Genomic DNA, 13,540 nt, shown 5'->3' on the forward strand with positions numbered 1-13,540 from the left:
CGATCACTTCCCCTTCGCCTGGCCGCCGACGGCCTCGGTGTCCCTGTACTGCGACTTGAGCTTGTCGATATCCGCAAGGACCGCCTCGTCCGACTTGGCAAGGTCGTGCCCCGACCGCTCCAGCAGCCCGCCCAGCGCCTCACAACGGCCGTTCACGTCACCGACGTACTTCTTCCAGGACTCGTACAGCTCCTTCTGCGCCGCCGCGCTCTGCACCCCCGCCCCGTCCCCCAGCCCCGCCTGCCCGTCCTCCAGCGACGCGAGCGCCTTGCCGGCGCCGTCCTTCAGGCCCTTGACGCCCTCGCCGGCCTTCACCCAGGCCTTCTTGTCCGACTTCAGATCCTCCGAAGCGGCGGGAGCACTGCCCCCCGGATCAGCCGGAAGCTGGTTCAACTGCATCTGCCCCGAACCACGCCCCGCCGCATCCGCCTTGAGCTGCTCCCACTCGTCCCAAGCCATATGTGGCTCCCCGTTTATGTATCCCCGTCCCGGGCGCCCCCCGGGCCACGCCGCCATGATTCCCAAGCACAGGGCCGAAAATCAAACACCCCAGCTCACCGGGCACAGCAAAAAGGGCCCGCACGACAGAAGTCGTGCGGGCCCTTTTTCAGGAGCTCGCTCGCGGAGCTACCAGGTCAGAACGCGAATTACTTCGTGATCTTGACGACCTGGCCGGCGCCGACGGTCCGGCCACCCTCACGGATGGCGAACTTGAGGCCCTCCTCCATGGCGACCGGCTGGATCAGCTCGACCTTCATGGAGGTGTTGTCGCCCGGCATGACCATCTCGGTGCCCTCGGGGAGGGTCACGACGCCGGTCACGTCCGTGGTACGGAAGTAGAACTGCGGGCGGTAGTTGTTGAAGAACGGGGTGTGACGGCCACCCTCGTCCTTCGACAGGATGTAGGCCTGGGCCTCGAACTCGGTGTGCGGCGTGACCGAACCGGGCTTGATGATGACCTGGCCGCGCTCGACGTCCTCGCGCTTGATGCCACGGAGGAGCAGACCGACATTCTCACCGGCCTGGCCCTCGTCGAGCAGCTTGCGGAACATCTCGATGCCGGTGACCGTGGTGGTGGTCTTCTCCTGCTTGATACCGACGATGTCGACGGTCTCGTTGACCTTGAGGACACCACGCTCGATACGGCCGGTGACGACGGTGCCACGACCGGTGATCGTGAAGACGTCCTCGATCGGCATCAGGAACGGCTTGTCGACGTCACGCTCGGGCTGCGGGATCGCCTCGTCGACGGCGGCCATCAGGTTCAGGACCGACTGGCCCCACTCCTTGTCGCCCTCGAGCGCCTTGAGCGCCGAGACCTTGACGACCGGCAGGTCGTCGCCCGGGAACTCGTACTCGGAGAGGAGCTCACGCACCTCGAGCTCGACGAGCTCCAGGATCTCCTCGTCGTCCACCATGTCGGCCTTGTTCAGGGCGACGACGATGTACGGAACGCCGACCTGGCGGGCCAGGAGCACGTGCTCCTTGGTCTGCGGCATCGGGCCGTCGGTGGCGGCGACCACGAGGATGGCGCCGTCCATCTGCGCCGCACCCGTGATCATGTTCTTGATGTAGTCCGCGTGACCGGGGCAGTCGACGTGGGCGTAGTGACGCGACTCGGTCTGGTACTCGACGTGCGCGATGGAGATCGTGATACCGCGCTGGCGCTCCTCAGGAGCCTTGTCGATCTGGTCGAAGGCCGAGGCCTCGTTCAGGTCCGGGTACGCGTCGTGCAGCACCTTGGTAATGGCGGCCGTGAGGGTCGTCTTACCGTGGTCAATGTGACCGATGGTGCCGATGTTGACGTGCGGCTTAGTCCGCTCGAACTTCGCCTTCGCCACTGGGGTCCTCCTGTGGAGTGGTTCTGTACGCCTTACTCATCGGCGCCAGGGTGATCTTTGCTGGTGGTGCCGTCCGCCGGGGCGAGCCTCACGGGTTTGTGGGAAACGCCCCGACGGTTACGGCGTCAAGCCTAAAGCGTGTACTCGGGTGAGTTACTCGCCCTTGGCCTTCGCGATGATCTCCTCGGCGACGTTCCGCGGAACCTCGGCGTAGGAGTCGAACTGCATCGAGTAGCTTGCGCGACCCGAGGTCTTGCTACGGAGGTCGCCGACATAGCCGAACATCTCCGACAGCGGCACCAGGCCCTTGACGACACGGGCACCGGCACGCTCCTCCATGGCCTGGATCTGGCCACGGCGGGAGTTGATGTCACCGATGACATCGCCCATGTAGTCCTCGGGCGTGGTGACCTCAACGGCCATCATCGGCTCAAGGAGCACGGGGGACGCCTTGCGCGCGGCCTCCTTGAAGGCCTGCGAACCGGCGATCTTGAACGCGAGCTCGGAGGAGTCGACCTCGTGGTAGGCACCGTCGAGAAGAATGACGCGGACGCCCGTCATCTCGTAACCGGCGAGGATGCCGAACGACATCGCCTCCTGGGCGCCGGCGTCCACGGAAGGAATGTATTCCTTCGGGATGCGGCCACCCGTGACCTTGTTCACGAACTCGTACGCGGCGTCGCCGCCCTCGATGGGCTCGATCGCGATCTGCACCTTGGCGAACTGACCGGTACCACCGGTCTGCTTCTTGTGGGTGTAGTCCACGCGCTCGACGGCCTTGCGGATCGTCTCGCGGTAGGCGACCTGCGGCTTACCGACGTTGGCCTCGACCTTGAACTCACGCTTCATACGGTCGACGAGCACCTCGAGGTGAAGCTCGCCCATACCGCCGATGACGGTCTGGCCGGTCTCCTCGTTGGTGTGCACCTGGAAGGAGGGGTCCTCCTCCGCGAGACGCTGGATGGCGACACCCAGCTTCTCCTGGTCACCCTTGGACTTGGGCTCGATCGCGACCTCGATGACCGGCGCCGGGAAGTCCATGGACTCCAGGATCACCGGGTTCTTCTCGTCCGCGAGCGTCTCACCGGTGGTGGTCTGCTTCAGGCCCATGACGGCGACGATGTCACCGGCGCCCACCGACTCGATCTCCTCACGCTTGTTCGCGTGCATGCGGTAGATCTTGCCGATGCGCTCCTTGCGGCCCTTCACGGAGTTCAGCACCGCGGTGCCGGACTCCAGACGGCCGGAGTAGATGCGCACGAAGGTGAGCTTGCCCAGGTGCGGGTCGCTCATGATCTTGAACGCCAGCGCGGACAGCGGCTCGTCGTCGGACGGCTTGCGCTTGACGACCAGGTCCGCGTCCTTGACGTCGTGGCCCTCGATGGCCTCGATGTCGACGGGCGACGGGAGGTAGCGCACGACCGCGTCGAGCAGGGGCTGGACGCCCTTGTTCTTGAACGCGGTGCCACAGAACACCGGGGTGACCGTGGTGCCCTTGCCCTTGCCGGAGGCGATGGTGATACGACGGATCGCGGCGTACAGCTGCTCCTCGGAAGGCTCCTGGCCCTCCAGGTACAGCTCCATGATCTCTTCGTCGTTCTCGGCGACGGCCTCGACGAGCTTGCCGCGGTACTCCTCGGCAGCCTCGGTGTGGGTGGCCGGGATGTCGACGATGTCGTACATCTCGCCCTTGGCGGCCTCGGCGGACCAGACCAGGGCCTTCATGCGGACCAGGTCGATGACGCCCTTGAAGTCCGCCTCGGCACCGATCGGGAGCTGCATGATGATCGGCTGCGCGCCAAGGCGGTCGCTGATCATGTCCACGCAGCGGTGGAACTCGGCACCCGTACGGTCCAGCTTGTTGACGAAGCAGATACGCGGAACGCCGTAGCGGTCCGCCTGACGCCAGACAGTCTCGGACTGCGGCTCGACGCCGGCGACGCCGTCGAACACCGTCACGGCACCGTCGAGCACACGCAGGGAACGCTCCACCTCGACGGTGAAGTCGACGTGACCCGGGGTGTCGATGATGTTGATGGTGTGGTCGACGTCCTCGAGCGGCCAGTGACAGGTCGTCGCGGCGGACGTGATCGTGATGCCGCGCTCCTGCTCCTGCTCCATCCAGTCCATCGTGGCAGCGCCGTCGTGGACCTCACCGATCTTGTACGAAACACCGGTGTAGAACAGGATGCGCTCGGTGGTCGTCGTCTTGCCCGCGTCGATGTGGGCCATGATCCCGATGTTGCGGACCTTGGCCAGGTCAAGCGAAGTGGTGGCCATAAGGCTCAGTCTTCTCTCGGTTCTCGATGTGGGTAGCGACTACCAGCGGTAGTGCGCGAAGGCCTTGTTGGACTCGGCCATCTTGTGCGTGTCCTCACGCTTCTTGACCGAAGCGCCGAGGCCGTTCGAGGCGTCCAGCAGCTCGTTCATGAGGCGCTCGGTCATGGTCTTCTCGCGGCGGGCGCGGGAGTAACCCACGACCCAGCGCAGCGCGAGGGTGGAGGCGCGACCGGGCTTGACCTCGATCGGCACCTGGTAGGTGGCGCCACCGACACGGCGGGACTTGACCTCAAGAGACGGCTTGACGTTCTCGAGAGCGCGCTTCAGCGTGATGACCGGGTCGGCACCGGTCTTCTCGCGGAGGCCTTCCATGGCGCCGTAGACGATGCGCTCGGCGGTGGAGCGCTTGCCGTTCAGCAGAATCTTGTTGATCAGCGAGGTCACCAGAGGAGAACCGTAAACCGGGTCGATGATGACCGGGCGCTTCGGGGCGGGGCCCTTACGAGGCATTCTTACTTCTCCTTCTTGGCGCCGTAGCGGCTGCGGGCCTGCTTGCGGTTCTTGACACCCTGGGTGTCGAGGGAACCGCGGATGATCTTGTAGCGAACACCCGGCAGGTCCTTCACACGGCCACCACGCACGAGCACGATGGAGTGCTCCTGCAGGTTGTGTCCCTCACCCGGAATGTAGGCCGTGACCTCGATGCCGGAGGTCAGACGCACACGCGCGACCTTACGGAGGGCCGAGTTCGGCTTCTTCGGGGTGGTCGTGAACACACGCGTGCAGACGCCGCGACGCTGGGGGGAACCCTCCAGTGCGGGCGTCTTGTTCTTCTCGACCTTGTCCTGCCGGCCCTTACGGACCAGCTGCTGGATCGTAGGCACTACTTCTCCGGTTTCTGTGTGCCGTGTAGTGAAGCTAACCTGGAACGTCGCCGACCCACGCGGTCGGGTGTGTCGAATGCTGCAGACTCCCGCCGTGAGGCGGAAAGGGCGCAGATTGCGGTGACCGGTCTTGGCTCGTTGTGCGGTTGAGGACACGCACATGAGCCCAGGCACACCCCAGGCACAAGGTCTGAGCGTACCTACCGTATGCACTCCGGTCAAAACAAATGCCCACGCACGCCAGGGCCGCCCGGCCTCGGAAGACGGGCCCGGGAGAGGGTTCGCGACACGGTGCTGTTCGATCTTCACGCACCGCACATAATGCCCCACAGCGACCTGCAACTCTTCACCTCGTGGCGCAAGCGTGGAGGTTCTGTGGAGAAAAATCTCCTTGCCGGGTGACTGGGGAGGAGCCCGCCGGACGAAGCCTGGGGCATGTTGTGTCACGTTCGGTCACGCCTTATCCGATGCGCGATCATCGCGCATAAGCCGGTCCGCGGGTCGCGGCCACCGCCGCCGCCGGCTCGCGCCCCCGCCGTGACGTCCCCTTCGACACCGTTCGGGCGTCGGCTCCTTCCACCGCACGGAGGCCCTGCTCAGCCTGCTCCGCCCCGGCGCGGCGAGGTCTTCTCGGGGCCACGCGAATCCGGTCGAGGACTACGAGAGCACGATCGCCCTCAAGGAGTCCGGCTGGAAGGTGACGGCAAATCAGCTCTGCATCGCCTACCCGGATCTGATGCCCACTCTGCGCAAGCTGATCCAGCAGAACGCCGAAGGGCGGCCACCCCGCAACGGGGTGACCGCCCTTCGGTCAGACGTACGCCTTACTGGTTGTACGGACCGTAGTCGTAGTCCTCCAGCGGAACGGCCTGGCCGGAGCCCGTGCCGAACGGCGAGTAGTCGATGTCGTCGTAGCCGACGGCCGAGTACATCGCGGCCTTGGCCTCCTCGGTCGGCTCGACCCGGATGTTGCGGTAGCGGGACAGGCCCGTACCGGCCGGGATGAGCTTACCGATGATGACGTTCTCCTTGAGGCCGATCAGGGAGTCCGACTTGGCGTTGATCGCCGCGTCGGTCAGGACCCTGGTCGTCTCCTGGAAGGACGCCGCCGACAGCCACGACTCGGTGGCGAGCGAGGCCTTGGTGATACCCATCAGCTGCGGACGGCCGGAGGCGGGGTGACCGCCCTCGGTGACCACACGACGGTTCTCGGTCTCGAACTTCGAGCGCTCCACGAGCTCGCCCGGCAGCAGCTCCGCGTCGCCGGACTCGATGATCGTCACGCGGCGCAGCATCTGCCGGATGATGATCTCGATGTGCTTGTCGTGGATCGACACACCCTGCGAGTTGTAGACCTTCTGGACCTCGCCGACCAGGTGGACCTGGACGGCGCGCTGGCCGAGGATGCGCAGCACGTCGTGCGGGTTGGTGGCACCCACGGTGAGCTTCTGGCCCACCTCGACGTGGTCGCCCTCGCCCACCAGCAGACGGGCACGCTTCGAGATCGGGAACGCCGTCTCGTCGCTGCCGTCGTCCGGGGTGACGACGATCTTCTTGGTCTTCTCGGTCTCCTCGATCCGCACGCGGCCGGAGGCCTCGGAGATCGGGGCGACACCCTTCGGGGTACGGGCCTCGAAGAGCTCGACGACACGCGGCAGACCCTGGGTGATGTCGTCACCGGCCACACCACCGGTGTGGAAGGTACGCATCGTCAGCTGGGTACCGGGCTCACCGATGGACTGGGCGGCGATGATGCCGACCGCCTCACCGATGTCGACCAGCTTGCCGGTGGCGAGCGAACGGCCGTAGCAGTACGCACACGTACCGACCGCGGACTCACAGGTCAGGACCGAGCGGGTCTTGACCTCCTCCACGCCGGCGCCCACGAGGGCGTCGATGAGCACGTCACCCAGGTCGACGTTGGCCGGCGCGATGACCTTGCCGTCCACGACGACGTCCTCGGCGAGCATCCGCGCGTACACGGAGGTCTCGACGTCGTCCGTCTTCCGCAGGTTGCCGTCGGCACCCTTCTCGGCGATCCGCAGCTTCAGACCGCGCTCGGTGCCACAGTCCTCCTCGCGGATGATCACGTCCTGCGAGACGTCCACCAGACGACGGGTCAGGTAACCCGAGTCGGCGGTACGCAGGGCGGTGTCGGCCAGACCCTTACGGGCACCGTGCGTCGAGATGAAGTACTCGAGGACGGAGAGACCCTCACGGAAGGACGCCTTGATGGGACGCGGGATCGTCTCGTTCTTGGCGTTCGACACCAGACCACGCATACCGGCGATCTGACGCATCTGCATCATGTTTCCTCGGGCACCCGAGTCAACCATCATGAAGATGGGGTTCGTCTTGGGGAAGTTCTCGTTCATGGCCTCGGCAACCTCGTTGGTCGCCTTGGTCCAGATCGCGATGAGCTCCTGAGTGCGCTCTTCCTTGGTGATGAGACCGCGCTCGTACTGCTTCTGGACCTTCTCGTCCTGCGCCTCGTAGCCCTTGACGATCTCCTTCTTCGCCTCGGGAACGACGACGTCGGAGATGGCCACGGTGACGCCGGAACGGGTCGCCCAGTAGAAGCCCGCCGCCTTCAGGTTGTCGAGCGTCGCCGCCACGATGACCTTGGGGTAGCGCTCGGCGAGGTCGTTGACGATCTCGGAGAGCTGCTTCTTGCCGACCGAGTAGTCGACGAAGGGGTAGTCCTCGGGCAGCAGCTCGTTGAAGAGCGCGCGGCCCAGCGACGTACGCAGACGGAACGAGTCACCCTGCTGCCACTCCGGCTCGCCCTCCTCGGCGACCGGGGGAACCCAGCCGCGCGGCGGAACGGTGCCGATCGGGAAGCGGATGTCGATCTGCGACTGCAGCGCGAGCTCGCCGGCGTCGAACGCCATGATCGCCTCGGCCGTGGAGCCGAACGCGCGGCCCTCGCCCTTGGTGTCACGGAGCTCACCGTCGGTGGTCAGGAAGAACAGACCGAGGACCATGTCCTGGGTCGGCATCGTGACCGGACGGCCGTCGGCCGGCTTCAGGATGTTGTTCGAGGACAGCATCAGGATGCGGGCCTCGGCCTGCGCCTCCGCGGACAGCGGCAGGTGCACGGCCATCTGGTCACCGTCGAAGTCCGCGTTGAACGCGGTGCAGACGAGCGGGTGGATCTGGATGGCCTTGCCCTCGACCAGCTGCGGCTCGAAGGCCTGGATGCCGAGGCGGTGCAGCGTGGGCGCACGGTTCAGCAGCACCGGGTGCTCGGCGATGACCTCTTCGAGGACGTCGTACACGACGGTGCGGCCGCGCTCGACCATGCGCTTGGCGCTCTTGATGTTCTGCGCGTGGTTCAGGTCGACCAGGCGCTTCATCACGAACGGCTTGAAGAGCTCCAGGGCCATGGCCTTGGGCAGACCGCACTGGTGCAGCTTCAGCTGCGGGCCGACGACGATGACGGAACGCGCCGAGTAGTCGACTCGCTTACCGAGCAGGTTCTGACGGAAGCGACCCTGCTTACCCTTCAGCATGTCGCTGAGGGACTTCAGCGGGCGGTTACCGGGACCGGTGACCGGGCGACCGCGGCGGCCGTTGTCGAACAGCGCGTCGACGGCCTCCTGGAGCATCCGCTTCTCGTTGTTCACGATGATCTCGGGGGCACCGAGGTCGAGCAGACGCTTCAGACGGTTGTTCCGGTTGATGACCCGGCGGTACAGGTCGTTCAGGTCGGAGGTCGCGAAGCGGCCACCGTCCAGCTGCACCATCGGACGCAGGTCCGGCGGGATGACCGGGACGCAGTCCAGAACCATGCCCTTGGGGCTGTTGCTGGTCTGCAGGAACGCGGAGACGACCTTGAGGCGCTTGAGCGCACGGGTCTTCTTCTGGCCCTTGCCGGTACGGATGATCTCGCGGAGGCGCTCGGCCTCCTCGTCGAGGTCGAAGGACTCCAGGCGCTTCTGCAGCGCCGCGGCACCCATCGAGCCGTCGAAGTACGTGCCGAAGCGGTCACGCAGCTCGCGGTAGAGCAGCTCGTCGCCCTCAAGGTCCTGGACCTTGAGGTTCTTGAAGCGGCTCCACACCTCGTCGAGACGGTCGATCTCGCGCTGGGCACGGTCGCGCAGCTGCTTCATCTCGCGCTCGGCGCCCTCGCGCACCTTGCGGCGCACGTCGGCCTTGGCGCCCTCGGCCTCGAGCTCGGCCAGGTCGGCCTCGAGCTTCTTGGCGCGGGCCTCCAGGTCGGAGTCGCGGCGGTTCTCGATCTGCTGGCGCTCGACGGAGACGTGGGCCTCCAGCGACGGCAGGTCACGGGTGCGGCGCTCGTCGTCGACGTACGTGATCATGTACGCCGCGAAGTAGATGACCTTCTCGAGGTCCTTCGGGGCCAGGTCGAGCAGGTAGCCCAGACGCGACGGAACGCCCTTGAAGTACCAGATGTGGGTGACGGGGGCGGCCAGCTCGATGTGGCCCATCCGCTCACGGCGCACCTTGGCGCGGGTGACCTCGACGCCACACCGCTCACAGATGATGCCCTTGAAGCGGACGCGCTTGTACTTGCCGCAGTAGCACTCCCAGTCCCGGGTCGGACCGAAGATCTTCTCGCAGAAGAGTCCGTCCTTCTCGGGCTTGAGCGTGCGGTAGTTGATCGTCTCGGGCTTCTTGACCTCGCCGTGGGACCACTGACGGATGTCGTCAGCGGTGGCCAGGCCGATCCGGAGCTCGTCGAAGAAGTTGACGTCGAGCACTATGCGTCAATCCCTCTCAGGGTCGTGTCTCAAAATCAATGGTCTGATGGGGGTCCTCCCACGCCCGCAGGGCGTAGGGGGAGGGTCCGGGGCGGGCCGGCCGCCGCCTTGTGGGGGCGGCCGGCCAACCTGTCAGACCTCTTCGACGCTGCTCGGCTCGCGCCGGGACAGGTCGATACCGAGCTCCTCCGCGGCGCGGAAGACGTCCTCGTCGGTGTCGCGCATCTCGATGGACATGCCGTCCGAGGACAGCACCTCCACGTTGAGGCACAGGGACTGCATCTCCTTGATGAGCACCTTGAAGGACTCGGGGATGCCGGGCTCCGGGATGTTCTCGCCCTTGACGATGGCCTCGTAGACCTTCACGCGGCCGGTGACGTCGTCGGACTTGATGGTCAGCAGCTCCTGGAGGGCGTACGCGGCGCCGTAAGCCTCCAGCGCCCACACCTCCATCTCACCGAAGCGCTGGCCACCGAACTGAGCCTTACCACCCAGCGGCTGCTGGGTGATCATCGAGTACGGACCGGTCGACCGGGCGTGCAGCTTGTCGTCGACCAGGTGGTGGAGCTTGAGGATGTACATGTACCCGACCGAGATCGGGTCCGGGAACGGCTCACCGGAGCGGCCGTCGAACAGCCGGGCCTTGCCGGACGGGAGCACCATGCGCTCGCCGTCGCGGTTCGGGATGGTGTGCTCGAAGAGGCCGGCCAGCTCGTCCTCACGGGCGCCGTCGAAGACCGGCGTCGCCACGTTCGTACCGGGCTGGACGTCGTCCGCGCCGATGGCCTGCAGACGCTGCATCCACTCCTCGCTGCCCTCGACCTTCCAGCCCTGGCTGGCGAGCCAGCCGAGGTGGATCTCGAGGACCTGTCCCGGGTTCATTCGGGACGGGACACCCAGCGGGTTGAGGATGATGTCGACCGGGGTGCCGTCCTCCAGGAACGGCATGTCCTCGATCGGCAGGATCTTGGAGATGACACCCTTGTTGCCGTGACGGCCGGCGAGCTTGTCACCGTCGGTGATCTTGCGCTTCTGCGCGACGTACACGCGCACCAGCTGGTTCACACCGGGGGGAAGCTCGTCGCCCTCCTCGCGGTCGAAGACGCGGACGCCGATGACCTTGCCGGTCTCGCCGTGCGGCACCTTCAGCGAGGTGTCACGGACCTCACGGGCCTTCTCACCGAAGATCGCGCGGAGCAGGCGCTCCTCCGGGGTCAGCTCGGTCTCACCCTTCGGGGTGACCTTGCCGACCAGGATGTCGCCGGCGACGACCTCGGCACCGATCCGGATGATGCCGCGCTCGTCGAGGTCGGCGAGGACCTCCTCGGAGACGTTCGGGATGTCCCGGGTGATCTCCTCCGGGCCGAGCTTGGTGTCACGGGCGTCGACCTCGTGCTCCTCGATGTGGATCGAGGAGAGGACGTCGTCCTGCACGAGGCGCTGCGACAGGATGATCGCGTCCTCGTAGTTGTGACCCTCCCACGGCATGAACGCGACCAGCAGGTTCTTGCCGAGCGCCATCTCACCGTTCTCGGTGGCCGGGCCGTCGGCGAGGACCTGGCCCTCGATGACCCGGTCGCCCTCGGAGACGACGACCTTCTGGTTGACCGAGGTGCCCTGGTTGGAGCGGGAGAACTTGGCGACGCGGTACGTGGTGTACGTGCCGTCGTCGTTGGCGACGGTGATGTAGTCGGCCGAAACCTCCTGGATCACACCGTCCTTCTCCGCCTTGATGACGTCGCCGGCGTCGGTGGCACAGCGGTACTCCATGCCGGTGCCGACGAGCGGGGCCTCCGCCTTGATGAGCGGAACGGCCTGGCGCATCATGTTCGCGCCCATGAGGGCACGGTTGGCGTCGTCGTGCTCGAGGAACGGGATCATGGCGGTCGCGACCGACACCATCTGGCGCGGCGAGACGTCCATGTAGTCCACGTCCGAGCCCGGGACGTAGTCGACCTCGCCGCCACGGCGGCGGACCAGCACGCGGGACTCGGCGAAGCGCAGGTCATCGGTGAGCGCGGCGTTGGCCTGCGCGATGACGAAGCGGTCCTCCTCGTCGGCCGTCAGGTAGTCCACCTCGTCGGTGACCTGGCCGTCGACGACCTTGCGGTACGGCGTCTCGACGAAGCCGAACGCGTTGACACGGCCGTACGAGGCGAGCGAACCGATCAGACCGATGTTCGGGCCTTCGGGGGTCTCGATCGGGCACATGCGTCCGTAGTGGGACGGGTGCACGTCTCGGACCTCGAAGCCCGCCCGCTCACGGGACAGACCGCCGGGGCCCAGCGCCGACAGACGGCGCTTGTGGGTCAGGCCCGAGAGCGGGTTGTTCTGGTCCATGAACTGGGACAGCTGGCTGGTGCCGAAGAACTCCTTGATGGAGGCGACGACCGGCCGGATGTTGATCAGGGTCTGCGGCGTGATCGCCTCGACGTCCTGGGTGGTCATGCGCTCACGCACGACGCGCTCCATACGAGCCAGACCCGTACGGACCTGGTTCTGGATGAGCTCGCCGACGTTACGCAGACGACGGTTGCCGAAGTGGTCGATGTCGTCGGTCTCGACGACGATCTGCGTGCCGTTCTCGCCGACCGTCTCGACCTCACCGGCGTGCAGCTTGACCAGGTACTTGATGGTCGCGATGACATCGTCGGTGGTGAGCACGCCGGCGTCCAGCGGCTCGTCCGCGCCGAGCTTCTTGTTGACCTTGTAGCGGCCGACCTTGGCGAGGTCGTAACGCTTCGGGTTGAAGTACAGGTTCTCAAGAAGCGTCTGCGCGGCCTCGCGCGTCGGCGGCTCGCCCGGGCGCAGCTTGCGGTAGATGTCGAGCAGCGCGTCGTCCTGGCCCTGGGTGTGGTCCTTCTCCAGGGTGGCGCGCATCGACTCGTACTCGCCGAACTCCTCGAGGATCTGCTCGGTGGTCCAGCCGAGAGCCTTCAGGAGGACGGTGACGGACTGCTTGCGCTTGCGGTCGATGCGGACACCGACCATGTCGCGCTTGTCGATCTCCATCTCCAGCCAGGCACCCCGGGAGGGGATGATCTTGGCGGAGAAGATGTCCTTGTCGGACGTCTTGTCGATGGAGGAGTCGAAGTAGACACCCGGCGAGCGGACCAGCTGCGACACCACGACACGCTCGGTGCCGTTGATGACGAAGGTGCCCTTGTTGGTCATGAGCGGGAAGTCGCCCATGAAGACCGTCTGGGACTTGATCTCACCGGTCTCGTTGTTGGTGAACTCGGCCGTGACGAAGAGCGGCGCGGCGTACGTGAAGTCGCGCTCCTTGCACTCGTCGATCGAGTTCTTCGGGGGCTCGAAGCGGTGGTCGCGGAAGGTCAGCGACATCGACCCGGAGAAGTCCTCGATCGGCGAGATCTCCTCGAAGATCTCCTCCAGACCGGACTTGGTGGGGACGTCCTGTCCGGACTCCAGAGCCGCCTCGACACGAGCCTTCCAGGCGGCATTGCCGAGCAGCCAGTCAAAGCTCTCGGTCTGCAGCGCGAGGAGGTTCGGAACCTCGAGGGGCTCCTTGATCTTTGCAAAGGAGATGCGCAGCGGGGCGGTGCTTGCGCCGTTGTTCGTATTCGCGGTCGAGGCGTTGCGCGAGGCGGCCAAGAGGGGGTCCTTCCGAGGGCTCGGACTCACTACGCGCGTACCGGTCCCCAGCGAGGCACGAAGACAGACGTTCCTTGATTAGCCAAAAGGCCAGGTCAGAGGTGCTCAGTCAACGATGCTCTTGCGAGGGTATGCCCCTGGTGACGGGCAGGGGGCAGCTAACAGGCAGCGCAAAGGGTCAGTGTAGCCACTTGGC

7 protein-coding genes are annotated in these 13,540 nt (G+C 65.8%); all 7 read right to left on the reverse strand.

Going from position 1 to position 13,540, the window contains the following annotated elements; translation table 11 throughout:
- Positions 1-3 precede the first annotated feature (3 nt).
- Positions 4-459 (reverse strand): hypothetical protein, encoded by a 456-nt coding sequence (locus ABT342_RS02915; protein ID WP_351566010.1) that lies wholly within the window; start codon positions 457-459, stop codon positions 4-6.
- Between the two features lie 188 nt (positions 460-647).
- Complete coding sequence (gene tuf, locus ABT342_RS02920; protein WP_351566013.1) at positions 648-1,841, reverse strand: elongation factor Tu; 1,194 nt, start codon at positions 1,839-1,841, stop codon at positions 648-650.
- A 153-nt stretch (positions 1,842-1,994) separates the two neighbouring features.
- On the reverse strand, positions 1,995-4,121 hold the full coding sequence (gene fusA / locus ABT342_RS02925) for an elongation factor G (protein WP_351566016.1): 2,127 nt from the start codon (positions 4,119-4,121) through the stop codon (positions 1,995-1,997).
- A gap of 39 nt (positions 4,122-4,160) precedes the next feature.
- Positions 4,161-4,631, reverse strand: a complete 471-nt coding sequence (gene rpsG, locus ABT342_RS02930; protein ID WP_006347241.1) for a 30S ribosomal protein S7 — start codon at positions 4,629-4,631, stop codon at positions 4,161-4,163.
- A gap of 2 nt (positions 4,632-4,633) precedes the next feature.
- Positions 4,634-5,005: a 30S ribosomal protein S12 gene (gene rpsL, locus ABT342_RS02935; protein ID WP_003948652.1), complete on the reverse strand. Its 372-nt coding sequence runs from the start codon at positions 5,003-5,005 to the stop codon at positions 4,634-4,636.
- An 824-nt stretch (positions 5,006-5,829) separates the two neighbouring features.
- Positions 5,830-9,729 (reverse strand): DNA-directed RNA polymerase subunit beta', encoded by a 3,900-nt coding sequence (locus ABT342_RS02940; protein WP_351566019.1) that lies wholly within the window; start codon positions 9,727-9,729, stop codon positions 5,830-5,832.
- A gap of 132 nt (positions 9,730-9,861) precedes the next feature.
- On the reverse strand, positions 9,862-13,344 hold the full coding sequence (rpoB, locus tag ABT342_RS02945) for a DNA-directed RNA polymerase subunit beta (RefSeq protein WP_351566022.1): 3,483 nt from the start codon (positions 13,342-13,344) through the stop codon (positions 9,862-9,864).
- Positions 13,345-13,540: the final 196 nt, after the last annotated feature.

Origin of the sequence: Streptomyces sp. NPDC000410, from assembly GCF_040300305.1 — a bacterium.
Taxonomy (GTDB): domain Bacteria; phylum Actinomycetota; class Actinomycetes; order Streptomycetales; family Streptomycetaceae; genus Streptomyces.